Consider the following 25984-nt stretch of genomic DNA (forward strand, 5'->3'; position numbering starts at 1 on the left):
CAAGGTCTCCTCAGCTCAGGCGCAGACGACTGGCGCCCACCAGCCGGTTGTAGATCAGGTACAGCAGCACGGTCGCCAGCAGCAGTAAGCCACCCAACGCCGTCGCCATGCCCCAGTTGATACTGGTGTTGGTATAGAAGGCCACGAAGTAGCTGACCATCTGGTCGTTCGGGCTGCCCAGCAGCGCCGGGGTGATGTAGTAACCAATCGCCAGGATGAACACCAGCAGGCAACCCGCCCCCACACCGGCATAGGTTTGCGGGAAGTAGACGCGCCAGAAGCTGGTGAACGGGTGGCAGCCCAGGGAAATGGCCGCACGCATATAAGTCGGTGAAATACCCTTCATCACGCTGTAGATCGGCAAGATCATGAACGGCAGCAGGATATGCACCATGGAGATGTAGACCCCGGTGCGGTTGAACACCAGTTCCATGGGTTTATCGATCAGCCCCATGCCCATCAGTGCGCTGTTGATCAAGCCGCCGGACTGCAGCAACACAATCCACGCCGCCACCCGCACCAGGATCGAGGTCCAGAACGGTAGCAGTACCAGGATCATCAGCAGGTTACTTTTGCGCGCCGGCAGGTTGGCCAGCAAGTACGCCAGTGGATAGGCCAGCAGCAGGCAGACGAAAGTGATCACCAGGCCCATCCAGAAGGTACGGGCGAAAATATCCAGGTAGATCGCCTGGTCGGGGGTGGCCGGGGCCACTTCGCCGAGGTCATCGATGCGATGATCGACGGCCGCCAGCAGGTAGTAGGGGGTCAGGCTGCTGGTATTACGCCGGATCGCCTGCCAGTACGCCGGGTCGCCCCAGCGTTCATCGAGGCTTTCCAACGCTTCTTTATAAGAGGCCGGGGCTTCGGTAAACGGCAGCGCCCGTGCGGTTTTGGTCAGCAGGCTGCGGTAGCCGGCCAATTCCATGTTCAAACGTTTCGACAGATCGCCCAGGGTCTGGTTTTTGCGGGCTTCGCCCAGGTCTTCGCTCAGCGCCTGGTACACCGGCTCGCCCGGCAGGCCACGACCGTCCCAGGTCTTCACCGCCACCACGGTGCGCGGCAAACCGCCCACCACTTCAGGGTTACCCACGCTTTTGTAGAGCAGCGCAACGATCGGCACCAGGAACACCAGCAGCAAAAACAGCACCAGCGGTGCAATCAAGGCCTGGGCCTTCCAGCGATTGAGCCGTTCGGCACGCGCCAGGCGCTGCTTGAGGGTGGGGCTGTTGACCTCGTTCGAGGGAACGGCGATGGCCATGGCTGACTCCGAAACTTGAAAATGAATGCAATCTTTCACACGCGGGAAATCCCTTGTGGGAGGGGGGCTAGCCCCCGATGGCAGAGTTTCAGTCAACACAGGTATCGACTGGGCCGCCGTCATCGGGGGCAAGCCCCCCTCCCACAGGGTTATGCGGTGTTACTTGGCAGCCCAGGAGTTGAAGCGCTGCTCCAACTGCTCGCCGTTATCCGCCCAGAAGCTCACATCGATCTGCACCTGGTTGGCGATGTTCTCTGGCGTAGTCGGCATGTCTTTCAACACATCCTTGGCCAGCAACGGTACGGCTTGGGTGTTGGCCGGGCCGTAGGCGATGTTTTCCGAGTAGATCTTCTGCTGCTGCGGCTGCACGGAGAAGGCGATGAATTTCTTCGCCGCGTCTGCGCGATCCTTGGCCAGGCCTTTTGGAATGGCCCAGGCATCGAAGTCGTAGATGCCGCCGTTCCAGACCACTTTGAGGTTGCTCTCTTTCTGTACGGCCGCGATACGGCCGTTGTAGGCCGAGCTCATCACCACGTCACCCGAGGCGAGGTACTGCGGCGGTTGTGCGCCGGCTTCCCACCATTGGATCGACGGCTTGAGTTCATCGAGCTTCTTGAACGCACGGTCCTGGCCATCTTTGCCGGCCAGTACTTTGTAGACATCCTTCGGCGCGACGCCGTCAGCCATCAAGGCGAATTCGAGGGTGTACTTGGCCCCCTTACGCAGACCGCGCTTGCCTGGGAATTTCTTGGTGTCCCAGAAATCCGCCCAACTGGTCGGTGCGCTGGTGAGTTTGTCGGCGTTGTAGGCCAGCACCGTGGACCACACGAAGAAGCCCACACCACAAGGCTGGATCGCGCCCTTCACGTAATCCGCAGTGTTGCCGAACAATTTAGGGTCCAGCGGCTCGAACATGTCCTCGTCGCAACCACGGGACAGTTCCGGCGACTCTACTTCCACCAAGTCCCAGGACACGCTCTTGGTGTCAACCATGGCCTTGACCTTGGCCATTTCACCGTTGTATTCACCGGCGACGATCTTGCCGTTGCCCGCGCTTTCCCACGGTGCATAGAAGGCCTTGACCTGTGCAGCCTTGTTCGCGCCACCGAAGGACACGACCGTCAGGTCCGGGCCTGCCATGGCCTGTGTCGCGCCCATCAAGCTCAAAGCCAGGACGGAATATTTCAGGGATCTCAACATTGTTGTTCTCTCCACGTGCAGGGTTGGTGAAGCCATGGGGGCGATTATTTCGCCTCTAGAAGTGGGTCGAGTGCGCGAACGTGCTCGACTTGCCAGCCAATCGGTACCACGTCGCCGACCGCCAGGGCCGGGTCCAGCTCGGCGATCGGTTGTTTCACAAAAAAATCGCTCATGCCGCAGACTTCCAGACGCACGCGCACGTGGTCGCCCAGGTAAATGAATTCCGCCACTCGCCCCGAGAAACGGTTGATGCAGCTTTCACTGGAGCCATTGAGGCTGACGCGCTCAGGTCGTACCGACAGCGTTACCGGGCCGCCGACCTGGCCGACATTCACCGCCAGCGCCTCGACTTTCTCGCCCCGCGCCAGCTCCACCACGCAGCGGTCGCCGCTGTGGCTATGCAAGCGACCATTGAGGCGGTTGTTTTCGCCGATAAAGTTGGCGACGAAGGTGTTCTTCGGTTCTTCATACAAGGTGCGCGGCGCGGCGATCTGCTGGATCTCGCCCTGGTGGAACACCGCCACCCGGTCCGACATGGTCAAGGCTTCGCCCTGGTCGTGGGTCACGTACACCACCGTCACGCCGAGGCGCTGGTGCAGGTGCTTGATCTCCATCTGCATGTGTTCGCGCAATTGCTTGTCGAGGGCGCCGAGGGGTTCGTCCATCAGCACCAGTTGCGGTTCGAACACCAGCGCCCGGGCCAACGCCACGCGCTGTTGCTGGCCGCCGGAGAGTTGCGCCGGATAGCGCTGGGCGAAGGCGTCGAGCTGGACCATGCTCAGCACGCGTTTGACCCGCTCGCTGATATCGGTCTTGCTCAAACCACGTACCGACAGGGGGAACGCCAGGTTCTCGGCCACCGTCATGTGCGGGAACAACGCGTAGTTCTGGAACACCATGCCGATATCGCGCTTGTGCGGCGGCACGTTGTTGATCGAGCGCCCGGCCAGCTGGATTTCACCGGCGGTCGGCGTTTCGAAACCCGCCAGCATCATCAGGCTGGTGGTCTTGCCTGAACCGGATGGCCCGAGCAAGGTGAGGAACTCGCCCTTGCGAATCTCCAGGTTGAGGTCTTTGACGATCAGGTTCTCGCCGTCGTAGCTCTTCTGCACGCCACGAAAGCTGACCAGCACATCATTTGAATCCACCTCGCTCATACCCGCACCTTTGTATTTTGGACTGCTGTGGCACAAGCGTAGTCCAGGGGCGAGGCCCCGGAAATCGGGGGCCAGGAGAGAATCACATCAGCAGGATGGACGGTTGGGGGTAGGGAACGCCCTACACCCATGGCGTGTACTGGACAGTGCCGCGCCAGGTGGAGCGCCGCAAGCGGCGAGAATGGGGGCCGTGCCGGTTTGCGGGGTGTCGCAAATAGATATGTCGCTACAGGAGCTTGTGCTCCATGGCGTACTTCACCAGTTCGGCCAGGGAGGTGATATTGAGCTTTTGCATCAAGCGCGCCTTGTGGGTGCTGATGGTCTTGCTGCTCAGCGCCAACTGCTGGGCAATATCATTGACGTTGGCACCCTGGGCCAGGCGTTCGAATACCGAGAACTCGCGCTCCGAGAGCAATGAGTGCAAGGGCCGCGAATCGGTCAGGCCGACCTCGAATACCATGCGGTCCGCCAGGTCCGGGTCAATATAACGACCACCGGCCGCGACCTTGCGAATCGCCATCAACAGCAGTGCCGGGTCGCTGTCTTTGGTGGCATAACCGGCCGCCCCCACCTTCAAGGCACGGGCGGCCATTTGCGCTTCATCGTGCATCGATAGCACCAGGATCGCCGGCGGGTTGTTCAGTGCACGAATGCGCGCGATGGCCTCCAGCCCATTGACCCCGGGCATGGAGATGTCCAGCAGCACCACTTCGCAAGGCACATGACGCAAGGTCTCCAGCAATTGCTCGCCATTGCTTGCCTCGCCCACCACCAGCAGGTCTTTGGCCAGGCCGATCAATTGCTTGATGCCTTCACGCACGATGGTGTGGTCTTCGGCTACCAGTACACGGATCACAGGGGTTTCCTCTTATCGTTATGCATCCAACGGCACCGTGACACTCAGGGTCGTGCCCTCTCCCAACTCGCTGTCCAGGGTCAATTGCCCGCCCATGATCAACACCCGTTCGCGCATGCCAACCAGACCAAACGACACCGGCCGCCCCTGGGCCTGGACGAAGCCGACACCATCGTCGCTGATAGTCAGCCGCAGGTGTTTGCCTTCCACCGTCAAGGTCAGCTCCACAGTATGCGCCTGGGCATGGCGCATCACATTGGTCAGCGCCTCCTGGAGAATGCGAAACAGGCCAATAGCCTTGGCATCGCTCAGCAGCGGCAGGTTTTCCGGAACCTGCACCAGGCACGGGATCTGCGTGCGCGCTTCGAAGCGCCGCGCCTGCCACTCGATGGCAGAGGCAATCCCCGCATCGAGAATCGGCGGGCGTAGCGCCGTGGCCACATCGCGAACCAGCTGGAACAACTGGGCGATCAGGCGCTTCATGCTGTTGAGCCGCTCATTCAACCCTGGGTCGAGTTGCGCGTAGGCCAGCTCGCACATCGAGGTTTCCAGCTTCAGCACCGTGAGCATTTGTCCGAGCTCGTCATGCACTTCGCGGGCGATACGGGCCTTTTCTTCTTCGCGCACGGTTTCCAGGTGGGCCGACAGTTCACGCAATTGCGCTTCACTTTGCAGCAGCGCGGCCACATAGCGGCGTCGTTCGGTGACGTCATTGAGGTAGACCACCAGGTATTCGCCCTCGGCAAAACGCAGGAAGCTCAAGGACACATCGACGGGCAAGACACTGCCATCGGCACGCAAGCAATCGGTGGCGAAGTTCTGCGGCCCCTCTTCGCTGGCGCGTGCGCGTTTCCACAGGTTCAGCCAGCGGTCCATGTCCAGGCTCGGGTCAAAATCAACCAAGGGTCGCTCGATCAAGGCGCCGGGACCATAGCCCAGCATGGTTTCGGCCGCGCGGTTGGCGTAGCGCACATGGCTGTCCCAGTTGACCCAGAGGATGCCGACGGTGCTTTGATCGATGGAGAATTGCGTCAACCGCAGCGCTTCGGCACCCGCGGCGCGCGCCGCACTTTCCTCGCGGGCGGCCAGCAGGCTGTGTTCGAGCACGCGCTGATGACGCCGCTGCCAAAACACCACCGCCAGGCAGGCGAGCAGCAACAGGCCCAGCAGCAGGCTGAGGTTCTGCCACAAGCCCGGCGACTCTGACAGCCGTGGGTACTTGGGTTGCAGCCAACGGGTGTGTAATTGGTCGAGATCGCGGGCGGGGATGGCGCGCAGGGCGCTTTGCATGATGCCCGCCAGTTCCGGCCATTCGCGGCGGGTCGCCACCCGCAGCAACTGCGGCAGGCCGATGTCCCCCACCACGGCCAGCCCGGCGAATTCCGCTTCACCGGACAATCGGCTCAACTGGGCTTCGTCCACCACGGCATAACGCGCCTGCTGGCTCACCAGCAACTGCAAGGCCTGGCGCTCCATGGGCACGCCTTGCAGGTTGAGGCTGGGATAAGTGCTGCGCAGGTAATCGGCCACCGCGCTGGGCATGCGCACCGCAACGCGCGAGCGGTCGTCGAGCTTTTCCAGGTCGACCGCGCCGCCGCCCTCTCGGATACCGACAATGTGCTGGGGCACGCGCATGTACGGGTCAGTGAACAACCACAGGCGCAAACCGGCCGGGGTCTGTTGCAAGCCGGGGGCGATATCGACCTCCCCGTCACGCACGGCGTCTTCCAGTTGTTCCTGCGTCGGGAAGTTACGCCACAACAGTTCAATATTCAGCGCCTTGGCCAGCCATTGCATCAACTCGACATTGGCGCCGGACAAACGCTGCAGGCGCCGATCATATTGCGCATACGGTGCCTGTAATACCAGGCCCACCCGCAACTCCGGGTGGCCGGCCAACCATTGACGTTGCTGCGCATCGAGCTGCGCTTGCGGTACGACAGGGGCAGGTGCAGCTCCCGCCATCAAGGCAAAGCACAAACAGCCGATAACCAGCAGACAGCGAAAACCCATGATCCACGTCTCACATCACTGACAAATACTGACCAACCCATTAGGCTGCCGGAATCACTTCTGGCCGGGAAATAACGATGCCCCATCTCCACCGTTCGGTACTGCCAGCATTGTGCCTGTCACTGCTATTTACCAGCGCCTTTTCTGTCCAGGCCGCCGATGCGCCTGCGCCACCAGCCGAAAAACCGGCTGAACGCCAACCCTTGCCTGAGCGTAGCCAGGAAGAAGCCAGCGCCCTGGAACGGCAAATACCACGCGCCGAACAGCAACAGCTACAGGCCGGCAGCGACTCATTCCTGGCCTTGTGGAAACCGGCCAACAGCGCCGAACCCGAAGGTGTGGTGATTATCGTACCGGGCGCCGGGGAAAGTGCTGACTGGCCGCAAGCAATCGCACCATTGCGACGCAAATTGCCCGACGCCAACTGGGGCACCCTCAGCCTGTCGCTGCCGGACGTCAACATGGATACCCTGCCGCCCCGAGTGATCGAAGCGCCCAAGGCGACCGTCGACACCAGCAGCAAAGAAGGCAGCACGGCCGCCAAACCCATCGAACAGGCCGCCAGTGCCGAAGCCGAAGGAACCGATCCGGCAGTGGTGCCAGGCGCGGATGAACAGGAGAAGACTGACACCAAGCGCATCTTCGACCGCATCGACGCTGCGGTCGCCTTCGCCCAGACCCAAGGCGCGCGCAGCGTTGCACTGCTCGGGCATGGCACCGGCGCCTGGTGGGCAGCGCGCTACCTGAGCGAAAAACAACCGGCTCAAGTGCAAAAGCTGGTCATGGTCGCCGGCAAGACCCCGGCAGCTCGCCAGCCGGACCTGCAACAACTGGCCCCAGGCTTGAAAGTGCCGACGGCGGATGTCTTTTATCAAGACAGCGCCCAAGAACGCAAAAACGCGCAGGAGCGTAGCCAGGCGGCCAAGCGCTCGAAGAATGACAGCTATAAGCAGGTGTCGCTCAAGACCCTGCCCGGCAACAGCGCCGCCGAGCAGGAACAGTTGTATCGCCGGATTCGCGGCTGGTTGAGCCCACAGGCCAGCGCCGACTGAGGAACAGCACAACAGCAATGTGGGAGGGGGCTTGCCCCCGATTGCGGTGGGTCAGCCATCGATGCATCTACTGACACTCCCTCATCGGGGGCAAGCCCCCTCCCACATCGGGTTGTGGTTACCCCCCGCAAATACCGGCAGCTAACGAAAATCCCGGCGCTCGCGAATCAACGCATACGCGTTATGCAATTCACGGGTGCGCTCGGTGGCCTCACGCACTTGCGCGGGGCTGGCACCGCTGCCGGCGATCTTGTCCGGGTGGTGACGACTGAGCAGACGACGGTAGGCACGCTTGATCACCGATGGCTCGGTAGTGGAAGTCACCCCCAGAATCCGCAACGCCTCCTGATAGGCGCCACTGCGGCTAGCCAGCGGTTTACGTTCCGGCGCGTAGTCAGACGCCAGCGCCTGGAGCTGTTGCGGCGTCCACCCCAGCCATTTGCCCCACTGCTCGATCAGGTCGCGCTCGGCGTCATCCGCCTTGCCGTCCGCCCAGGCCATGCGCCAGCAAGCCCGTAACACACCCTCCGCCGCATGGGGCTGCGCCTTGAGGAGGCGCAAGTAGGTGCGCACCCGATCAGAACCCGACTTGCCACGATTGAAGGCCACGATCGCTCGGCGTTGGGCCGGCTCGCTCATGTCCAGTGAACGCATTTCCTGCCGTGCCTGCTGGATATGCCCATCTACCACCCGACCATTGCTCTTGGCCAGGCGCCCCAACAGCACAAACAGCAGTTCGTCATTGCGCAACGCCGGGCGACCGCCCAGGCGCTCACGCAATTGTGCCCAGCTTTGCAGTTGCAGGCGGCGGTCCAGCGCCTGCCCCAGTAATGCGCCCAACAAGGCCCCCGGAATACTGGCAATGGCAAAGCCAGCCCCGGCGCCGATCAGCGTCCCTGGCCACAACATCCTATTGCCCCGCTTTCAGCAGGGTTTCGACCTGCGCCAGACGCTCCAGCGTACCGACATCAATCCAGCGTCCCGTCATCTTTTCCCCCGTTACCAGACCTTTCGCCATGGCCTCCCGCAACAGCGGCGCCAGCTTGAAGGCACCCGCACTGCAACCCGCGAACAACTGGGGGTCGAGCACTGAAATGCCACTGAAGGTCAGGTTATCGGCACCGGGCGCCGCATCATGAAGCACGCCCTGATGCAGATAGAAATCCCCACCCGATGGGTGATGCGCCGGGTTGTCGACCATTACCAAATGGGCCAGGCCCCGCAGCGGTTGCCGCAGGCGGGTAAAGTCGTAGTCGGTCCAGATATCGCCATTGACCACCAGAAAGGGTTCAGCGCCTAGCAACGGCAATGCCTGGAAGATCCCGCCCCCCGTTTCCAGAGGCTCGCCTTCAGCGGAATAACGAATGCGCACGCCAAACTGCGCGCCGTCGCCCAGGTAACGTTCGATCTGCTCGCCGAGCCACGCGTGGTTGATCACGATATCGGTGAAGCCGGCCTTGGCCAGCGCTTCCAGGTGATATTCGATCAAGCGCTTGTCGCCCGCCTGCACCAACGGCTTGGGCGTGTGCAACGTGAGCGGACGCATCCGTTCGCCTTTGCCCGCCGCCAGGATCATTGCTTTCATACCCGCGCCTCGGCGGGTTGACGCAGGCTGGCGAGCAGGTCACCCAGTTCGCTCAGCTCCGCTCGGTCCGCCAGCACCGCTTCTATATAGGCGAAGAAGCGTGGCACATCGGCCAGGTAGCGTGGCTTGCCATCACGATGGCAGATACGCGCAAAAATGCCGATGACCTTGAGATGGCGCTGCACACCCATCAGGTCGCTGGCGCGCAGGAAGTCGTCGAAATCCGCCTGTACCGGGATGCCCAGTTTTCCAGCACGTTCCCAGTAGCCGCGTTGCCATTCACGCACGCGGGCCTGGGGCCAACTGAGGAACGCGTCCTTGAACAGGCAGGTGATGTCGTAGGTCACCGGGCCGTAGACCGCGTCCTGGAAGTCCAGTACGCCGGGGTTGGGCTGGCTGATCATCAGGTTGCGCGGCATGTAGTCGCGGTGCACCAGCACCATGGGCTGGGCCAGGGCGCTGTCGATCAGATGTTCGCTGACACGTTGCCAGAGGGCCTGTTGCTGGGTATCGAACTCGATACCCAAGTGCCGGCGCACGTACCACTCAGGAAACAATTCCAGCTCGCGACGCAGCAGGGCGACGTCATAGCTGGGCAGCGGCGTGTCCATCGGCAATTGCTGGAAAGCCAGCAAGGCGTCGATAGCGTCGGCGAACAATTGATCGGCATTTTGCTCGTCAATCACGTCCAGGTAGGTGTTTCTGCCCAGGTCATTGAGCAAAAGAAAGCCTCGCGGCAAATCTTCTGCGTAAATTTTCGGAACATTAATTCCCGATTTCGCGAATAAATGAGCGATATCGACGAAAGGTTTGCAGTTTTCCTGGGGGGGTGGCGCGTCCATTACCACGAACGTCCGGCCACCGCCTTCCCAGCGGAAGTAGCGCCTGAAACTTGCGTCGCTGCTGGCCGCGGTCAATGTGGCCGGGGGTACCGGGCCCCAGTCCTGGGCATTGAAAAGGATCGGCAACTGCTCATCCAGCCAGACTTCCAGCTGTTGTAAACGTAGATCTTGCTCGGGCATTACAAGGGTCTCCGACGGCGCTAGCCGTCAAGCGGGGCATGCTTTATTATCACGCATCTTTTTCAGACCATCGAGAGGCGTGCGGCCCAAACCGCGGGCAGATGGCACGCAGGAAGCCCGGACTAATAAGATGGCATTGAAATCCCCCGCGTTTCGTAGAAAATTTCCGTTGCTGGTAACCGGCAGTCTGCTGGCCATGCAACCTTTCGCCACCTCATTCGTGGTCGCCGCGGAACAGTATGACTGCTCAGTCTCTGCTTCGGGTGCCTGGGATTGCGCGCCGAAAACCGCCGCCACCCCATTACCACCGCGCCCGGTGCATGACGGTGCAGCCGTCAGCTCGGCCAACAGCACGGCGCAAGCCGATGCGGGTGGCAACGCCGAGGCCGAGCCGAAAACCGCTCTGGTTACCGAATCCAAGGGCCGTGGCCTGCGCTCGCGCAGCGCCGACTACAGCCACCTGGACTGGGTACCTCGCGAGAAGCTGACGGCAGCCCAGTTGGCCGAAACCGGGCCTTATTGCGCCGGTGCGTACATCGAGCCGACTCGCCCCGGCATGAACGACAAGACGAACAAGAGCGATGCGCCGACCTTCATCGGCGCCAAGGCCTCTCGTTACGAGCAGGAGTCGCAGGTCGCGACCCTGGCCGGTGACGTCGTCATGCGCCAGGGCAGCATGCAGCTCGAGTCCCAGGAAGCCAGCCTGTATCAGGCCGAGAACCGTGGCGAGCTGAACGGTAACGTCCGTTTGCGCGACAATGGCGCGCTGATCGTCGGTGACCACGCGCAAGTGCAGCTGGACACCGGTGCCGCACAAATCGATAACGCCGAGTACGTACTGCACAAGTCGCGCATCCGCGGTAACGCGCTGTACGCCAAGCGTGCCGAAAACGCGATCATCCGTCTCAAGGACGGTACGTACACCACATGCGAACCAGACAGCAATGCCTGGCAGCTCAAGGGCAACAACATCACGTTGAACCCGGCCACCGGTTTCGGTACGGCGACCAACGCGACGTTGCGGATCAAGAACATCCCGATCCTCTACACCCCTTATATCTACTTCCCGATCGACAACCGTCGTCAATCCGGCTTCCTGCCGCCGAGCTTCAGCACGGGCAGTGAAACCGGCTTCACCCTGGTTACGCCGTACTACTTCAACCTGGCACCGAACTACGACGCCACGTTGTACCCGCAATACATGACCAAGCGCGGCATGTTGATGGAAGGCGAATTCCGCTACCTCACCAAATCCAGCGAAGGCCAGTTCGGCGGCGCTTACCTGAACGACGACAACGACGAGCGCAAAAAGCAGACCGACTACGAAAAAACCCGCTACATGCTCAACTGGCAGCATAAGGGCGGGCTGGATTCGCGTGTACTGACCCAGGTCGACTACACCCAAATCAGCGACCCTTACTACTTCCAGGACCTGAAGGCTTACCAGGAAGGTGTAGAGAGCCGCGATTACGTCAACCAGCAGGGCTCCGTGACCTATCGCGGCGACTCCTACCAGGCACGCCTGAACCTCCAGGCCTACCAACTGGCGACGATTTCCCAGATCACCCCGTATGACCGGCTGCCGCAGATCACCTTCAATGGCCAGCTGCCATACCATCCGGGTGGCCTGAACTTCAGCTACGAAACCGAAGCCGTGCGCTTTGAGCGGAACCTGGAGAACGGCACCTTTACCGACGAGAACGGCCTGGTATCGCCGCGCCTGGACACCTACGTCAGGGGGCTGACCCGTGCAAACGGTACGCGCCTGAACGTTGCTCCCGCCGTCGAATACCCGATGAACTGGACCTACGGCTTTGTGACGCCGAAACTCAAGTACGTCTACACCAAATACGACCTGGACCTGGACAGCATCGGCAAGAACCAGATCATTGCCGATCAAAATGCAGCAACGGCGGCCAACCCATACGCAGGGGGTAACTTCAAGAGCTCCCAGGATCGCGCAATCCCCGTCGCCAGCGTCGACAGCGGCCTGTACTTCGACCGCAACACCAACTGGTTCGGCAAGGATTATCGCCAGACCCTGGAGCCGCGTGCGTTCTACCTGTACGTACCGAACAAGGACCAGAGCGACATCCCGGTCTTTGATACCAGCGAGTACTCGTTCAGCTACGCCTCGCTGTTCCGCGACAACCGCTTCAGCGGCTCTGACCGGATCGGTGACGAGAACAAGCTGTCCCTGGGCCTGACCAGCCGCTGGATCGAAGATAACGGCTTCGAACGCCAGCGCGTAGCCGTAGGCCAGGCGGTGTACTTCAAGGATCGCGAAGTCCAGTTGCCAGGTATCCTGGCGGCCGACCGCGCCGATGCTCAATCGGATGTCTCGCCAATCGCCCTGGACTACGAGTTCCGCTTCAACCGCGACTGGCGCGCCACTGCCGACTACAACTGGGACACCGAGGAACACAGTCCTCGTTCCGGCAGCGCGATGCTTCACTACCAGCCGGAAGACAACCCGAACAAGATCATCAACGTTGGTTATCGCTATCGTAACGACCAGGTCGTCTACAACCAGCTGACCGGCAAATGGCAGTTCGGTGGTGACTACGGCACTCCGGGCCAAGAGAACTTCGTGAAGGATTACTACAAAATCCAACAACACGACTTCTCGATGATGTGGCCGATCGTTCCGCAGTGGAACCTGATCACCCGCTGGCAGTATGACTATGCCCGCAACCGTACCCTGGAAGCCTTCGGTGGTTTCGAGTACGACAACTGCTGCTGGAAACTGCGCGTCATCAACCGTTACTGGGTTTCCAACGACGAATACAGCCAGATCGCCCCGCTTAACGAAAAGGGTGACCACGGGCTCTTCCTCCAGATCGTCCTCAAAGGACTCGGCGGCCTGACCGGCGCCAAGGTAGAGAGCTTCCTCGACAAAGGCATTGAAGGTTATCGTGAACGTGAAGACCAAGCTTTCTGATTGTCTGCGCCCGCTAGTGCTGGGCGCGCTGTTCCTCGGTACCGCATCGGCCCACGCTGCGGTTCAACAGCTGGATAAAGTAGTGGCCATCGTCGATAACGACGTGATCATGCAGAGCCAACTGGACCAACGGGTCAAGGAAGTTCAGCAGACCATCGCCAAGCGTGGCGGTGGTGTGCCACCTACCAGCGTCCTGGACCAACAGGTGCTGGAACGCCTGATCGTTGAAAACCTGCAATTGCAGATCGGCGATCGTTCCGGCATCCGTATCTCGGATGAAGAGCTGAACCAGGCCGTTGGCACCATCGCTCAACGCAACAACATGAGCATTGACCAGTTCCGTGCCGCCCTGGCCCATGACGGCCTGTCCTACGAGGACGCCCGTGACCAGATCCGCCGCGAGATGATCATCAGCCGCGTGCGTCAGCGCCGTGTGGCCGAGCGGGTCCAGGTCTCCGAGCAGGAGGTGAAAAACTTCCTGGCTTCGGACCTGGGCAAGATGCAGCTTTCCGAAGAACTGCACCTGGCCAACATCCTGATCCCGACCCCGGACAGCGCCAACGCCGAGCAGCTCAATGCAGCAGCGGCAAAAACCCAGGCGATCTACGATCGCCTGAAAGCCGGTGCTGACTTCGCTCAAATGGCTATTGCCCAGTCCGGCAGCGACAACGCCCTCGAAGGCGGTGACATGGGCTGGCGTAAAGCCGCTCAACTGCCACCACCATTCGACCGGGAACTGAGCGCCATGGAAGTGGGTGGCATTACCCAGCCAGCCCGTACCCCTGGTGGTTTCATCATCCTCAAGTTGCTGGAACGTCGTGGCGGCGAGACCTCGCTGAAAGACGAAGTCCATGTTCGTCATATCCTGGTCAAACCGAGCGAAATCCGCACCGAAGCGCAAACCAAGGAACTGGCCCAGAAGATCTATGACCGCATCGAAAGCGGTGAAGACTTCGCCACCCTGGCCAAAAGCTTCTCGGAAGACCCGGGTTCGGCCCTCAACGGCGGCGACCTGAACTGGATCGACCCGAAGGCACTGGTGCCTGAGTTCCAGGACGTCATGGCCAAGACCCCGCAAGGCGTTCTGTCCAAGCCATTCAAGACTCAATACGGCTGGCATGTACTGGAAGTCCTTGGCCGCCGCGCCACCGACAACACCAGCCAGGCCCGCGAGCAACAAGCGTTGACCGTACTGCGTAACCGCAAGTACGACGAAGAGCTGCAAACCTGGTTGCGTCAGATCCGTGACGAAGCCTACGTAGAAAACAAGCTGCCAGGCGCCGAGCAAACAGGCACCAACCAGGCAACCCAGTGAAACCCCAGCGTTTCGCGGTGACACCCGGCGAGCCGGCCGGCATTGGTCCAGACCTGTGCCTGCTGCTCGCCTCACAAGCCCAGCCACACCCCCTGATTGCCATTACCAGCCGTGACCTGCTCCTTGAGCGAGCCACGCAGCTGGGTGTGGCTGTCAATCTGCTGGACGTTGCGCCGAATCATTGGCCAGACCTGCCAGCGCCGGCGGGCAGCCTTTATGTTTGGGATACCCCACTGCACGCCAAGGTGGTTGCCGGGCAACTGGACAAGGCCAACGCGGCCTTTGTGCTGGAAACCCTGACCCGCGCCGGGCAAGGCTGCATCGACGGCGACTTCGCCGGCATGATCACCGCACCGGTGCACAAGGGCGTGATCAATGAATCGGGTATCGCCTTTTCCGGGCATACCGAATTCCTTGCCGAACTGACCCACACCGCCCAAGTCGTGATGATGCTGGCCACACGCGGCCTGCGCGTCGCCCTGGTAACCACGCACCTGCCACTGCGCGATGTTGCCGACGCCATCACCGTCGAGCGCCTGGAGCGCGTGACGCGCATCCTGCACGCCGACCTGCAACAGAAATTCGGCATTGCCCAACCGCGCATCCTTGTCTGCGGGCTCAACCCCCACGCGGGCGAAGGCGGCCACCTGGGCCATGAAGAAATCGACATCATCGAACCCACCCTGGAGCGTCTGCGCCAAGAAGGCATGGACCTGCGCGGCCCACTGCCTGCAGATACTCTATTTACCCCCAAATATCTGGAGCACTGCGACGCAGTGCTGGCGATGTACCACGACCAGGGGCTGCCGGTGCTCAAATACAAAGGCTTCGGCGCCGCCGTCAACGTGACACTGGGCCTGCCGATCATCCGTACCTCCGTCGACCATGGCACCGCCCTGGACCTGGCGGGCAGCGGCAAGATCGACACCGGCAGCCTGCATGTGGCCCTGGAAACCGCCTATCAGATGGCCGAGACCCGTATATGACCGAGCATTACCAACACCGGGCGCGCAAGCGCTTCGGGCAAAACTTCCTGCACGACGCTGGCGTGATCGACCGTATCCTGCGCTCCATCCATGCCAAGCCTGAAGACCGTCTGCTGGAAATCGGCCCGGGCCAGGGCGCCCTGACCCAAGGCCTGTTGGCCAGCGGAGGTCAACTGGACGTGGTCGAACTGGACAAGGACCTGATCCCGATCCTCAACCAGCAGTTTGCCGACAAACCCAACTTCAACCTGCATCAGGGCGATGCGCTGAAGTTCGACTTCAACACCCTGAACGCGGCGCCCAACAGCCTGCGGGTAGTGGGTAACCTGCCGTACAACATCTCCACACCGCTGATTTTTCACCTGCTCAACAACGCCGGGATCATCCGCGATATGCACTTCATGCTGCAAAAGGAAGTGGTGGAGCGCCTGGCTGCCGGCCCTGGCGGTGGTGATTGGGGTCGCCTGTCGATCATGGTGCAGTACCACTGCCGCGTCGAACACCTGTTCAACGTCGGCCCTGGCGCATTCAACCCGCCACCGAAGGTCGACTCGGCCATCGTGCGCCTGGTGCCTCACGCCGTACTGCCGCACCCGGCAAAGGATCACAAATTGCTGGAGCGCGTGGTGCGTGAAGCGTTCAACCAACGTCGCAAGACCTTGCGCAACACGCTGAAGGCCCTGCTGAGCAACGCTGAAATCGAAGCCGCCGGCGTCGACGGCAGCCTGCGCCCCGAGCAACTGGACCTGGCTGCCTTCGTGCGTCTCGCAGACCAACTGGCCATCCAGCCCGCCCCCGCGGAGGAATAAACACCAGGAGCCAGTTTGCCAGCGATGGCGTGCTCGTCATTGCTATCGCCGGCAAGCCGGCTCCTGCCGGGCCAGACAGCATGTCTGGCCTAGTGCCCACCTCATGGCCTAGACTGATCCGCATCTGCTGTCCTCCGCTTTTGCTTTTAAGGCCTCTTGCATGTCCGATCCTCGCTACCAGATCGACGTCAGCGTCGTCACCCGCTTCCTGGCGGACCAATCGCAACCTGAACAGAACCGCTTCGCCTTTGCCTACACCATCACGGTGAAAAACAATGGGCTGGTGCCGGCCAAGCTGCTGTCTCGCCATTGGGTGATCACTGACGGTGACGGCCAAGTCGAAGAAGTGCGCGGCGCCGGCGTCGTCGGCCAGCAGCCATTGATCGATATCGGCGCCAGTCATACCTACAGCAGCGGCACGGTGATGACCTCCAAGGTGGGCACCATGCAAGGCTCGTATCAGATGAAGGCCACTGATGGCCAGCTGTTCGACGCAATCATCAAGCCTTTTCGCCTGGCGGTGCCCGGAGCCTTGCACTGATGGCAACGTACGCGGTCGGCGACCTGCAAGGCTGCCTGGAACCCCTCCAGTGCCTGCTCGAACGCGTGGCCTTCGACCCAGCAAAAGATCGCCTGTGGCTCGTTGGCGACCTGGTCAACCGTGGCCCGCAGTCCCTCGACACCCTGCGCTACCTCTATCGCCTGCGTGACTCGCTGGTGTGCGTATTGGGCAATCACGACCTGCACCTGCTGGCGGTCGGCAATAATATCGAGCGCCTGAAAAAGGGCGATACGCTGCGCGAGATCCTCGAAGCGCCGGACCGGGGCGAACTGCTGGATTGGCTTCGCCAGCAGAAAATCATGCATTACGACGAAAGCCGTGACATGGCCCTGGTCCACGCGGGTATCCCGCCCCAGTGGACACTGAAAAAGGCCCTCAAGTGCGCCGCCGAGGTCGAAAGCGCCCTGGCCGATGACAGCCTGTACACCGCCTACCTCGACGGCATGTACGGCAACGAACCGGTCAAATGGGACAACGACCTCACCGGCGTGGCCCGCCTGCGAGTGATCACCAACTACTTCACGCGCATGCGCTTCTGCACCGCCGAAGGCAAGTTGGACCTCAAGAGCAAGGAAGGCGCCGACACCGCGCTGCCCGGCTACAAACCCTGGTTCGCCCATAAGGACCGCAAGACCCGCGACACGAAGATTATCTTTGGTCACTGGGCGGCCCTCGAAGGCAAGTGCGACGAACCTGGTGTATTCGCCCTCGACACCGGCTGTGTGTGGGGTGGCGCCATGACCATTATGAACATCGACACCGGCGAGCGCCTGAGCTGCCAGTGCCCCTCCCCCCTTCCCGCTACACTGCCGGCTGCCGCCAAGCGCTAGACGCAGCAGCCATGCCCAAGGAGCCCGCCATGAGCGAATTCAAACGTATCTCTCCCGAACAAGCCCAGGTCCTGCGCGAACAAGGCGCGGTGGTGGTGGATATTCGTGATCCACAGACTTACGCCCTGAACCACATCAAAGACGCCCGTCATCTGGACAACCACAACATTGCCGATTTCATCCGCGCCGCCGACCTCGACGCGCCGGTGATCGTGGCCTGCTACCACGGCAACTCCAGCCAGAGCGCGGCCGCCTACCTGATCAGCCAGGGTTTCTCCGACGTCTATAGCCTGGACGGCGGCTTTGAGCTGTGGCGTACGACGTATCCTGCAGAAATTTCTTCATCCGATTCGCAATAATTTTTTTCACACCCCGCTACCCCCCGTGATGCTTGGGCTAGCGCCGTTTCTGACGAACGGCGCAGCCAAACTAATTGTGCATCGCACCTTGACCTCCCGGATTCCGAACTATCCTTAAGCGCAGGCCATCCGAATCAGGGGAGAGCCGGTACACCGGCGTGCGGGTCATCGGTAGCGTTTCAGGGTGTTCTGGGGGGAAAACAGCCATTGGCGTCCGTCAATGTCTGCCAGCATCGACTGATTGATCCGGCGTCGGCTCCACGTATCGAGCGAGGTGACGACGTCATGAGTATTTTTAGCCACTTCCAACAACGCTTCGCATCCACACAGCAGGAAGAACTCACGCTTCAAGAGTATCTCGAGCTGTGCAAACAGGATCGCAGCACCTACGCGTCTGCCGCCGAACGCCTGCTGCTGGCGATTGGCGAGCCGGAGCTGGTAGACACCTCCAACAATTCGCGCCTGTCGCGAATATTCTCCAACAAGGTGATCCGTCGCTACCCGGCCTTTGAGGACTTCCATGGAATGGAAGAATGCATTGACCAGATCGTCTCCTACTTCCGCCATGCCGCCCAAGGCCTGGAGGAGAAGAAACAGATCCTCTACCTGCTCGGCCCGGTTGGCGGCGGTAAATCGTCCCTGGCTGAAAAGCTCAAACAACTGATCGAGAAAGTGCCCTTCTATGCGATCAAGGGCTCGCCGGTCTTCGAATCGCCCCTGGGCCTGTTCAACGCCACGGAAGATGGCGCGATCCTCGAAGAGGATTTCGGCATTCCCCGGCGCTACCTCAACACCATCATGTCGCCCTGGGCCACCAAGCGGCTGGCCGAGTTTGGCGGTGATATCAGCCAGTTCCGCGTAGTGAAACTCTACCCGTCGATCCTCAACCAGATCGGCGTGGCCAAGACTGAACCGGGCGATGAGAACAACCAGGACATTTCGGCACTGGTGGGTAAGGTCGATATCCGCAAACTGGAGGAATTCCCGCAGAACGATGCCGACGCCTACAGCTACTCCGGCGCGCTGTGCCGGGCCAACCAGGGCCTGATGGAATTCGTGGAGATGTTCAAGGCGCCGATCAAGGTGCTGCACCCACTGCTCACCGCGACCCAGGAAGGCAACTACAACAGTACTGAAGGCCTGGGTGCGATTCCGTTTACCGGGATCCTGCTGGCCCACTCCAACGAATCGGAATGGCACACCTTCCGCAACAACAAGAACAACGAAGCCTTCATCGACCGGATCTACATCGTCAAGGTGCCGTACTGCCTGCGCGTCAGTGACGAAATCAAGATCTACGACAAGTTGCTGTTCAACAGCTCCCTGGCCAAGGCGCATTGCGCACCTGACACCTTGAAGATGCTTGCCCAGTTCACCGTGCTGTCGCGCCTCAAGGAGCCGGAAAACTCGAATATCTACTCGAAGATGCGGGTGTACGACGGCGAAAACCTCAAGGACACCGACCCTAAGGCCAAGTCGATCCAGGAATATCGCGACACGGCGGGAGTGGATGAGGGCATGAACGGCCTGTCGACGCGCTTTGCGTTCAAGATCCTGTCCAAAGTCTTCAACTTCGACCCGCATGAAATCGCCGCCAACCCGGTGCACCTGCTCTATGTGCTGGAGCAGCAGATCGAACAGGAGCAATTCCAGGCAGAAACCCGCGAACGCTACCTGCGCTTCCTCAAGGAATACCTCGCACCACGCTACATCGAGTTTATCGGCAAGGAAATCCAGACCGCTTACCTGGAGTCCTACAGCGAGTACGGCCAGAACATCTTCGACCGCTACGTGTTGTACGCAGACTTCTGGATCCAGGACCAGGAATACCGCGACCCGGAAACCGGCGAAATCCTCAACCGTGTCGCCCTCAACGAGGAACTGGAAAAAATCGAGAAACCGGCGGGCATCAGCAATCCGAAGGATTTCCGCAACGAAATCGTCAACTTCGTATTGCGCGCACGAGCGAACAACAACGGCAAGAACCCCACCTGGCTCAGCTACGAGAAGTTGCGGGTGGTCATCGAGAAGAAAATGTTCTCCAACACCGAGGATCTGCTGCCGGTCATCAGCTTCAACGCCAAGGCCAGCAAGGAGGACCAGCAAAAACACAACGACTTCGTCACACGCATGGTCGAGCGTGGCTACACCGACAAACAAGTACGGCTACTCTCCGAGTGGTATTTGCGAGTTCGCAAATCGCAGTAAGGCAGCGGCAAGCGTGCGCTGCCAGGCATTTGGCCTGGCAGCTGACCGCTTGTCTCTAAGCTTCCAGCTCGCGGCTTGAAGCTTGTAACGTGAAGCTGCCCGGAGGGCTCCCCATGAGCTATGTGATCGACCGACGCCTCAATGGCAAGAACAAAAGCACGGTAAACCGCCAACGTTTCCTGCGGCGTTACCGTGACCACATCAAAAAGGCCGTTGAAGAGGCCGTCAGCCGCCGCTCCATCACCGACATGGAGCACGGCGAGCAAATCAGCATTCCCGGACGGGACATCGACGAACCGGTGCTGCACCATGGCCGGGGCGGCAAACAAACCGTGGTGCACCCCGGCAACAAGGAATTCACCACTGGCGAACATATCCAACGACCCCAGGGCGGCGGCGGGGGCAAAGGCCCAGGCAAGGCGGGTAACTCCGGCGAGGGCATGGACGAGTTCGTGTTCCAGATCACCCAGGAAGAATTCCTCGAATTCATGTTCGAGGACCTGGAGCTACCCAACCTGGTCAAGCGCAACCTGACCGGTACCGACACCTACAAAACGGTGCGCGCGGGGATCAGCAACGAAGGCAATCCGTCCCGTATCAACATCATCCGCACCCTTCGCTCAGCCCATGCAAGGCGTATCGCCCTATCGGGAAGCAGCCGCGCCAAGCTGAGAGAGGCCAAGGAAGAGTTGGCACGCTTGAAGCGCGAAGAACCGGATAACTTCGGCGATATCCAGGAAATTGAAGTTGAAATCGAGAAACTCAGCGCGCGGATCCACCGGGTGCCGTTCCTGGACACCTTCGACTTGAAATACAACCTGCTGGTCAAGCAGCCCAACCCCAGCTCCAAAGCCGTGATGTTCTGCCTGATGGACGTGTCCGGCTCGATGACCCAGGCCACCAAGGACATTGCCAAGCGCTTTTTCATCCTGCTGTACCTGTTCCTCAAGCGGAACTACGACAAGATCGACGTGGTGTTTATCCGCCATCACACCAGCGCCCGAGAAGTGGACGAAGAGGAGTTCTTCTACTCGCGGGAAACCGGCGGCACTATCGTTTCCAGCGCCTTGAAACTGATGCAGGAGATCATGGCTGAGCGCTACCCCGCCAACGAGTGGAACATCTATGCCGCGCAAGCCTCGGACGGTGACAACTGGAACGATGACTCGCCCATCTGCCGCGACATCCTGATCAACCAGATCATGCCGTTCGTGCAGTACTACACTTATGTTGAGATCACCCCCCGTGAGCATCAGGCGCTGTGGTTCGAATACGAGCGCATCGGCGAAGCCTTTGCCGACACATTCGCCCAGCAGCAACTGGTCTCGGCCGGCGATATCTACCCGGTCTTCCGTGAACTCTTCCAGCGCAGGTTAGTGACATGACCGCCAAAAAAGAGCAAAAACGCCAACCTATCTCCACGGGGTCTGAGTGGACCTTTGAACTGATCCAGGCCTATGACCGGGAAATCAGCCGTATCGCGGCCGGTTATGCCCTGGACACCTACCCCAACCAGATCGAAGTGATCACCGCTGAACAGATGATGGACGCCTATGCCTCGGTGGGCATGCCGCTGGGTTATCACCACTGGTCCTATGGCAAGCACTTCCTCAGCACTGAAAAGTCCTATAGCCGCGGGCAGATGGGCCTGGCCTACGAAATCGTCATCAACTCCGACCCGTGCATCGCCTACCTGATGGAAGAAAACACCATCTGCATGCAGGCACTGGTGGTGGCTCACGCCTGCTATGGACATAACAGCTTTTTCAAGGGTAACTACCTGTTCCGCACCTGGACCGATGCCAGCTCGATCATCGATTACCTGGTGTTCGCCAAGCAGTACATCATGCAATGCGAGGAACGCCATGGCATCGACGCGGTGGAAGACCTGCTCGACTCCTGCCATGCCCTGATGAACTATGGGGTCGACCGCTACAAACGACCCTATCCGATTTCGGCCGAGGAAGAGCGCCTGCGCCAGAAGGAGCGCGAGGAGCACCTGCAGAAGCAGATCAATGACCTGTGGCGCACTATTCCCAAACGCGCGGGCAAGAACAGTGACAAGGATAATGCACGCTTCCCCGTCGAACCCCAGGAAAACATCCTGTACTTCCTAGAAAAACACGCACCGCTACTGGAGCCTTGGCAACGGGAAATCGTGCGCATCGTGCGCAAGATCGCCCAGTACTTTTATCCACAACGCCAGACCCAGGTGATGAACGAAGGCTGGGCGACATTCTGGCACTACACGTTGATGAACGACCTGTACGACGAAGGCCTGGTCACCGACGGCTTCATGATGGAGTTCCTCACGTCCCATACCAGCGTGGTATTCCAACCCGGCTTCGACAGCCCGTATTACAGCGGCATCAACCCCTATGCCCTGGGCTTTGCCATGTACCGCGACATCCGGCGCATGTGCGAGCACCCCACCGAGGAAGACCGTCGCTGGTTCCCGGAAATCGCCGGCAGCGATTGGCTGTCGACCATCAAGTTCGCCATGAGCAGCTTCAAGGATGAAAGTTTCATCCTGCAGTACCTGTCACCCAAGGTCATTCGCGACCTCAAGCTGTTCAGCATTCTGGATGACGACCTCAAGGATGACCTGGTGGTGCCGGCCATTCACGACGAACCAGGCTACCGCATCATCCGGGAAACCCTGGCGGCGCAGTACAACCTGGGCAACCGCGAGCCGAACATCCAGATCTACAGCATCGACGTACGCGGCGATCGCTCGCTGACCCTGCGTCATCAGCAGCACGACCGCAAACCCTTGGGGGAATCCACCGAGGAGGTGCTCAAGCATCTGCACCGGCTATGGGGGTTCGATATCCACCTGGAAACCTTGCAGGGTGATCAGGTGATGAAAACCCACCATGTCCCCCCACGCAGCGATCACAACGACAACGACTACGGCCGCCTGGACCTCGCCGTCGTCCATCTCTGAAACAGCAAAGCCTCCATTGGCCAGGCACAGGCGGTATCCTGTGGCGCTAATGGAGGCTTTTTCATGAAAATCTACAAAGTCGGTGGCGCCGTGCGCGACCGCCTGCTGGGCATCAAGGTCACCGATATCGATCGCGTCGTCGTCGGCGCGACCACCGACGAGATGCTTGCCAAAGGCTACAAACCGGTGGGCGCGGACTTCCCGGTATTCCTGGACCCAAAAAACGGCGACGAATACGCCCTCGCCCGCACGGAACGCAAAAGTGGTCGTGGGTATGGCGGGTTTGTGTTTCACGCCAGCCCTGAAGTCACCCTGGAAGAAGACCTGATCCGTCGCGACCTGACCATCAACGCGATGGCCGAAGACGACGACGGCACCCTGACCGATCCATATCACGGCCAACGCGATCTTGAAGCGCGCATTTTGCGTCACGTTTCCCCGGCGTTCGCCGAAGATCCTTTGCGTGTACTTCGCGTTGCGCGGTTTGCCGCACGTTACGCCCACCTGGGTTTCACGGTCGCTCCCGAGACCCTGGAGCTGATGCGCCAACTCAGCGAATCCGGTGAACTGGAGGCCCTGACCCCGGAGCGCAGCTGGAAAGAAATCTCCAGGGCACTGATGGAAGATCAGCCCCAAGTGTTTATCCAGGTACTGCGTGACTGCGATGCGCTGAAAACCTTGATGCCGGAAGTCGACGCACTGTTCGGCGTACCACAGCCCGAAGCCCATCACCCCGAAATCGACACCGGCGTGCACACCTTGAGCGTGTTGGAGCAGGCCGCCCTGCATCAGCAGCCGCTGACCGTGCGCTGGGCCTGCTTGCTGCACGACCTGGGCAAGGGCCTGACGCCTGTGGATAAGTTACCGCAGCATATCGCTCATGAGCATCGAGGCCTGGAACTGATCAAGGCCGTCAATGAGCGCTTCAAAGTACCGAGGGATTGCCAGGAATTGGCGTTGCTGGTGGGCCAATATCACACCCATGGCCACCGCGCGCTGGAGCTGAAAGCGTCAACGCTGCTGGAGTTACTGCAGAGTTTTGACGTCTACCGCAGGCCACAGCGTTTTGAAGAGTTTGTAGTCGCCTGCGAAATGGATGCCCGGGGCCGCAAGGGGCTGGAGCAAAGAAGTTATCCACAAGCGGATTACTTGCGCGGTGCGGCGAAGGCAGCGCGCGAAGTTGCCGTTGCGCCACTGCTTGAGAAAGGTTTCAAAGGCCCGGAGTTGGGCGAGGCACTCAAGCGCGAACGGCTCAAGACACTCAAAGCCTACAAGGAACAACACAAACCCTTGTAGGAGCCTTGCTCGCGAAGAACGTCAACGATAACGCAACGCTCTCGGTTTTTTCGCGAGCACGCTCGCGCCTACAAGAGCGCGTCCGGGGTGAGTTGCTGGCCCTGCCATTCAAACCCGACAGGCGCCAGCACCTGGTCGATCTGAGCATCACGCCAGAGTGCAGCCATCGTCTTGCCCGCTTCAGGATGCACACGATCGGGCGCCATCAACGACAGCGGCCACAGCACGAAGGCGTTTTTCAGGATTTCTGCCCGTGGCAGGATCAAGCCATCAAAGTTGCCCACCAAGTCGCCGTACAGCAGCACGTCGATATCCAGCGGTAGCCCTTTGCGGTCTGGCGCATAACGACCGTTGTCGGCCTCGATGAATTTAAGCCGGCGATCCAGCTCCATCAACGGCAGGTCGGTATAGGCCGACACCACGAGATTGAAGAACGGTCCGCTCTTGATGCCCACGGGTTGGCTTTCGAACACAGCCGAACAGCGCACATCCGTCAAGAAGCTCGCCAGCGCGTCAAGACCCGCGCGCAGGTGGGCTTCGCGCTCAATATTGCTGCCAAGGCCGAGATAAACCTGAGTTAGCGACATCCGCGCTCGATCTCCACGCCCACGCCCTTTGCGGCCGGTACGGCACCCGGTTTGGTCAACTTGAGGTGCAGCCAGGGAATCTGGAATTCACTCATCAGCACTTCGGCCAGCCGCTCGGCGAACGTCTCCACCAACTGGTACTGAGACTGTTCGGCAAAGGCCTGGATGCGGGCAGATACGCTGGCGTAATCCAAAGCCAGGGTCAGGTCGTCACCGGCAGCGGCTGGGCGATTGTCCCACGCGAAGCTCAGGTCCAGGCGCAAGCATTGACGGATCCCGCGCTCCCAGTCGTAGGCCCCAATCACGGTGTCGACTTCCAGGCCTTCGATAAACACTCTGTCCAAGCTCTTCTCCGCAGCACGACAAGGGCGCAATGCCCCGTTAGAATCAGGGCGTCCTCGCCCGGAATAGTTAGCATGTTTTGGTCACTGGCGATTTTCGCCTACCTGCTTGGCTCGCTGTCCTTCGCCATTTTGCTCAGCCGCCTGACGGGCAATCCCGACCCGCGAATGAGTGGTTCAGGCAATGCCGGCGCTACCAACATGTTGCGCCTGGCCGGCAAGAAACTCGCCGTACTCACCCTGCTGGGCGACGTCTGCAAAGGCCTGTTACCCGTACTGATCGCCAGCCTGGCCGGCCTTACCCTGCAACAGCAGGCCTGGATCGGCGTGTGCGCCGTCCTCGGCCACCTGTTCCCGTTGTACTTCCGCTTTCGCGGTGGCAAAGGTGTCGCCACGGCGGCCGGCATGCTGCTGGGGATTTACCCACCGGCGGCGCTGCTGGCCGTGCTCGCCTGGCTGCTGACGTTCTACTTGACCCGCACCAGCTCGTTGGCCGCACTGATCGCCACCCCGCTCACCCTGCCCTTGCTGGCCTGGCAGGAACCGGCTGCATTGCTGCCGATGAGTGTGTTGACACTGTTGATTGTCTGGCGTCACCGCGGCAATTTACGCGACCTGTTTGCCGGGCGCGAACGGCATTTTTAAAATCGCCCGATAAGC

General features: G+C 60.5%; 23 protein-coding genes. 13 read left to right on the forward strand and 10 right to left on the reverse strand.

Features of this window, described 5'->3' with window-relative positions; all coding sequences use genetic code 11:
* Positions 1 to 10 precede the first annotated feature (10 nt).
* From P2T68_RS33120 to P2T68_RS33140, 5 genes are all read right to left on the reverse strand, one after another.
* On the reverse strand, positions 11 to 1258 hold the full coding sequence (locus P2T68_RS33120) for an ABC transporter permease (protein WP_024077706.1): 1248 nt from the start codon (positions 1256 to 1258) through the stop codon (positions 11 to 13).
* Between the two features lie 159 nt (positions 1259 to 1417).
* Positions 1418 to 2458, reverse strand: coding sequence for an ABC transporter substrate-binding protein (locus tag P2T68_RS33125; protein WP_024077707.1), 1041 nt, complete (start codon positions 2456 to 2458; stop codon positions 1418 to 1420).
* Positions 2459 to 2502: 44 nt separating this feature from the next.
* Positions 2503 to 3615, reverse strand: coding sequence for an ABC transporter ATP-binding protein (locus P2T68_RS33130; RefSeq protein ID WP_024077708.1), 1113 nt, complete (start codon positions 3613 to 3615; stop codon positions 2503 to 2505).
* Positions 3616 to 3841: 226 nt separating this feature from the next.
* Positions 3842 to 4471 carry a response regulator transcription factor gene (locus P2T68_RS33135; RefSeq protein WP_024077709.1) on the reverse strand — a complete coding sequence of 210 codons (630 nt, stop codon included), beginning with the start codon at positions 4469 to 4471 and terminating at the stop codon, positions 3842 to 3844.
* An 18-nt stretch (positions 4472 to 4489) separates the two neighbouring features.
* Complete coding sequence (locus tag P2T68_RS33140; RefSeq protein ID WP_024077710.1) at positions 4490 to 6484, reverse strand: transporter substrate-binding domain-containing protein; 1995 nt, start codon at positions 6482 to 6484, stop codon at positions 4490 to 4492.
* Positions 6485 to 6561: 77 nt separating this feature from the next.
* Here P2T68_RS33140 and P2T68_RS33145 point away from each other — a divergent pair, with 77 nt between their 5' ends.
* Positions 6562 to 7536 carry an alpha/beta hydrolase family protein gene (locus P2T68_RS33145; protein ID WP_277378820.1) on the forward strand — a complete coding sequence of 325 codons (975 nt, stop codon included), beginning with the start codon at positions 6562 to 6564 and terminating at the stop codon, positions 7534 to 7536.
* A 141-nt stretch (positions 7537 to 7677) separates the two neighbouring features.
* Here the strand turns inward: P2T68_RS33145 and P2T68_RS33150 are convergent, their stop codons facing one another.
* The 3 genes from P2T68_RS33150 to P2T68_RS33160 are packed head-to-tail and all read right to left on the reverse strand — an operon-like array spanning position 7678 to position 10143.
* On the reverse strand, positions 7678 to 8445 hold the full coding sequence (locus P2T68_RS33150) for a TerB family tellurite resistance protein (protein ID WP_069077169.1): 768 nt from the start codon (positions 8443 to 8445) through the stop codon (positions 7678 to 7680).
* A 1-nt stretch (position 8446) separates the two neighbouring features.
* A complete protein-coding gene (murU, locus tag P2T68_RS33155) occupies positions 8447 to 9121 on the reverse strand; it encodes an N-acetylmuramate alpha-1-phosphate uridylyltransferase MurU (RefSeq protein WP_168232754.1) in 675 nt (224 codons plus the stop codon).
* Positions 9118 to 10143 carry a phosphotransferase gene (locus P2T68_RS33160; protein ID WP_277378821.1) on the reverse strand — a complete coding sequence of 342 codons (1026 nt, stop codon included), beginning with the start codon at positions 10141 to 10143 and terminating at the stop codon, positions 9118 to 9120. The genes murU and P2T68_RS33160 overlap by 4 nt, the downstream gene beginning before the upstream one ends.
* A gap of 130 nt (positions 10144 to 10273) precedes the next feature.
* Between P2T68_RS33160 and P2T68_RS33165 the strand changes: the two genes are divergently transcribed.
* The 11 genes from P2T68_RS33165 to P2T68_RS33215 all read left to right on the forward strand — a co-directional run bounded on the left by P2T68_RS33165 (position 10274) and on the right by P2T68_RS33215 (position 24396).
* Complete coding sequence (locus tag P2T68_RS33165; protein ID WP_277378822.1) at positions 10274 to 13084, forward strand: LPS-assembly protein LptD; 2811 nt, start codon at positions 10274 to 10276, stop codon at positions 13082 to 13084.
* The gene (locus P2T68_RS33170) at positions 13059 to 14399 is read left to right on the forward strand and encodes a peptidylprolyl isomerase (protein ID WP_024077716.1); all 1341 of its coding nucleotides are present in this window, start codon (positions 13059 to 13061) and stop codon (positions 14397 to 14399) included. Before P2T68_RS33165 ends, P2T68_RS33170 begins: the two co-directional genes overlap by 26 nt.
* On the forward strand, positions 14396 to 15385 hold the full coding sequence (gene pdxA, locus P2T68_RS33175; RefSeq protein WP_069077165.1) for a 4-hydroxythreonine-4-phosphate dehydrogenase PdxA: 990 nt from the start codon (positions 14396 to 14398) through the stop codon (positions 15383 to 15385). Before P2T68_RS33170 ends, pdxA begins: the two co-directional genes overlap by 4 nt.
* Positions 15382 to 16194 carry a 16S rRNA (adenine(1518)-N(6)/adenine(1519)-N(6))-dimethyltransferase RsmA gene (gene rsmA / locus P2T68_RS33180; protein WP_069077164.1) on the forward strand — a complete coding sequence of 271 codons (813 nt, stop codon included), beginning with the start codon at positions 15382 to 15384 and terminating at the stop codon, positions 16192 to 16194. The genes pdxA and rsmA overlap by 4 nt, the downstream gene beginning before the upstream one ends.
* A 160-nt stretch (positions 16195 to 16354) precedes the next feature.
* Positions 16355 to 16735, forward strand: coding sequence for a Co2+/Mg2+ efflux protein ApaG (gene apaG / locus P2T68_RS33185; RefSeq protein WP_024077719.1), 381 nt, complete (start codon positions 16355 to 16357; stop codon positions 16733 to 16735).
* On the forward strand, positions 16735 to 17586 hold the full coding sequence (locus P2T68_RS33190) for a symmetrical bis(5'-nucleosyl)-tetraphosphatase (RefSeq protein ID WP_069077163.1): 852 nt from the start codon (positions 16735 to 16737) through the stop codon (positions 17584 to 17586). Before apaG ends, P2T68_RS33190 begins: the two co-directional genes overlap by 1 nt.
* A gap of 29 nt (positions 17587 to 17615) precedes the next feature.
* Positions 17616 to 17945 carry a thiosulfate sulfurtransferase GlpE gene (glpE, locus tag P2T68_RS33195; protein ID WP_024077721.1) on the forward strand — a complete coding sequence of 110 codons (330 nt, stop codon included), beginning with the start codon at positions 17616 to 17618 and terminating at the stop codon, positions 17943 to 17945.
* 285 nt (positions 17946 to 18230) lie between these two features.
* Positions 18231 to 20153, forward strand: a complete 1923-nt coding sequence (locus tag P2T68_RS33200; protein WP_024077722.1) for a PrkA family serine protein kinase — start codon at positions 18231 to 18233, stop codon at positions 20151 to 20153.
* 113 nt (positions 20154 to 20266) lie between these two features.
* Positions 20267 to 21538 (forward strand): YeaH/YhbH family protein, encoded by a 1272-nt coding sequence (locus P2T68_RS33205; RefSeq protein WP_024077723.1) that lies wholly within the window; start codon positions 20267 to 20269, stop codon positions 21536 to 21538.
* Entirely contained in the window at positions 21535 to 23100 is a 1566-nt protein-coding gene (locus P2T68_RS33210) for a SpoVR family protein (RefSeq protein ID WP_024077724.1), read from the forward strand. Before P2T68_RS33205 ends, P2T68_RS33210 begins: the two co-directional genes overlap by 4 nt.
* Before the next feature lie 63 nt (positions 23101 to 23163).
* Complete coding sequence (locus P2T68_RS33215) at positions 23164 to 24396, forward strand: multifunctional CCA addition/repair protein (protein WP_069077162.1); 1233 nt, start codon at positions 23164 to 23166, stop codon at positions 24394 to 24396.
* Positions 24397 to 24464: 68 nt separating this feature from the next.
* Here the strand turns inward: P2T68_RS33215 and folK are convergent, their stop codons facing one another.
* Positions 24465 to 24983 (reverse strand): 2-amino-4-hydroxy-6-hydroxymethyldihydropteridine diphosphokinase, encoded by a 519-nt coding sequence (gene folK / locus P2T68_RS33220; RefSeq protein WP_069077161.1) that lies wholly within the window; start codon positions 24981 to 24983, stop codon positions 24465 to 24467.
* Positions 24974 to 25327 carry a dihydroneopterin aldolase gene (gene folB / locus P2T68_RS33225; protein ID WP_015886183.1) on the reverse strand — a complete coding sequence of 118 codons (354 nt, stop codon included), beginning with the start codon at positions 25325 to 25327 and terminating at the stop codon, positions 24974 to 24976. The genes folK and folB overlap by 10 nt, the downstream gene beginning before the upstream one ends.
* Before the next feature lie 72 nt (positions 25328 to 25399).
* Here folB and plsY point away from each other — a divergent pair, with 72 nt between their 5' ends.
* A complete protein-coding gene (gene plsY / locus P2T68_RS33230; protein ID WP_024077727.1) occupies positions 25400 to 25969 on the forward strand; it encodes a glycerol-3-phosphate 1-O-acyltransferase PlsY in 570 nt (189 codons plus the stop codon).
* Positions 25970 to 25984 lie beyond the last annotated feature (15 nt).

The organism is Pseudomonas sp. G11, assembly GCF_029457515.1.
Lineage (GTDB): Bacteria > Pseudomonadota > Gammaproteobacteria > Pseudomonadales > Pseudomonadaceae > Aquipseudomonas > Aquipseudomonas gorinensis.

What these genes read in the sequence shown, in the direction of transcription:
- P2T68_RS33205 (WP_024077723.1), top strand. Translation starts at nt 20,267, where the DNA reads ATGAGCTATGTGATCGACCGACGCCTCAATGGCAAGAACAAAAGCACG.
- glpE (WP_024077721.1), top strand. Translation starts at nt 17,616, where the DNA reads ATGAGCGAATTCAAACGTATCTCTCCCGAACAAGCCCAGGTCCTGCGC.
- rsmA (WP_069077164.1), top strand. Translation starts at nt 15,382, where the DNA reads ATGACCGAGCATTACCAACACCGGGCGCGCAAGCGCTTCGGGCAAAAC.
- P2T68_RS33190 (WP_069077163.1), top strand. Translation starts at nt 16,735, where the DNA reads ATGGCAACGTACGCGGTCGGCGACCTGCAAGGCTGCCTGGAACCCCTC.
- P2T68_RS33130 (WP_024077708.1), bottom strand. Translation starts at nt 3,615, where the DNA reads ATGAGCGAGGTGGATTCAAATGATGTGCTGGTCAGCTTTCGTGGCGTG.
- P2T68_RS33215 (WP_069077162.1), top strand. Translation starts at nt 23,164, where the DNA reads ATGAAAATCTACAAAGTCGGTGGCGCCGTGCGCGACCGCCTGCTGGGC.
- P2T68_RS33165 (WP_277378822.1), top strand. Translation starts at nt 10,274, where the DNA reads ATGGCATTGAAATCCCCCGCGTTTCGTAGAAAATTTCCGTTGCTGGTA.
- folK (WP_069077161.1), bottom strand. Translation starts at nt 24,983, where the DNA reads ATGTCGCTAACTCAGGTTTATCTCGGCCTTGGCAGCAATATTGAGCGC.
- P2T68_RS33140 (WP_024077710.1), bottom strand. Translation starts at nt 6,484, where the DNA reads ATGGGTTTTCGCTGTCTGCTGGTTATCGGCTGTTTGTGCTTTGCCTTG.
- murU (WP_168232754.1), bottom strand. Translation starts at nt 9,121, where the DNA reads ATGAAAGCAATGATCCTGGCGGCGGGCAAAGGCGAACGGATGCGTCCG.
- P2T68_RS33125 (WP_024077707.1), bottom strand. Translation starts at nt 2,458, where the DNA reads ATGTTGAGATCCCTGAAATATTCCGTCCTGGCTTTGAGCTTGATGGGC.
- plsY (WP_024077727.1), top strand. Translation starts at nt 25,400, where the DNA reads ATGTTTTGGTCACTGGCGATTTTCGCCTACCTGCTTGGCTCGCTGTCC.
- P2T68_RS33150 (WP_069077169.1), bottom strand. Translation starts at nt 8,445, where the DNA reads ATGTTGTGGCCAGGGACGCTGATCGGCGCCGGGGCTGGCTTTGCCATT.
- P2T68_RS33160 (WP_277378821.1), bottom strand. Translation starts at nt 10,143, where the DNA reads ATGCCCGAGCAAGATCTACGTTTACAACAGCTGGAAGTCTGGCTGGAT.
- apaG (WP_024077719.1), top strand. Translation starts at nt 16,355, where the DNA reads ATGTCCGATCCTCGCTACCAGATCGACGTCAGCGTCGTCACCCGCTTC.
- P2T68_RS33145 (WP_277378820.1), top strand. Translation starts at nt 6,562, where the DNA reads ATGCCCCATCTCCACCGTTCGGTACTGCCAGCATTGTGCCTGTCACTG.
- P2T68_RS33120 (WP_024077706.1), bottom strand. Translation starts at nt 1,258, where the DNA reads ATGGCCATCGCCGTTCCCTCGAACGAGGTCAACAGCCCCACCCTCAAG.
- P2T68_RS33200 (WP_024077722.1), top strand. Translation starts at nt 18,231, where the DNA reads ATGAGTATTTTTAGCCACTTCCAACAACGCTTCGCATCCACACAGCAG.
- P2T68_RS33210 (WP_024077724.1), top strand. Translation starts at nt 21,535, where the DNA reads ATGACCGCCAAAAAAGAGCAAAAACGCCAACCTATCTCCACGGGGTCT.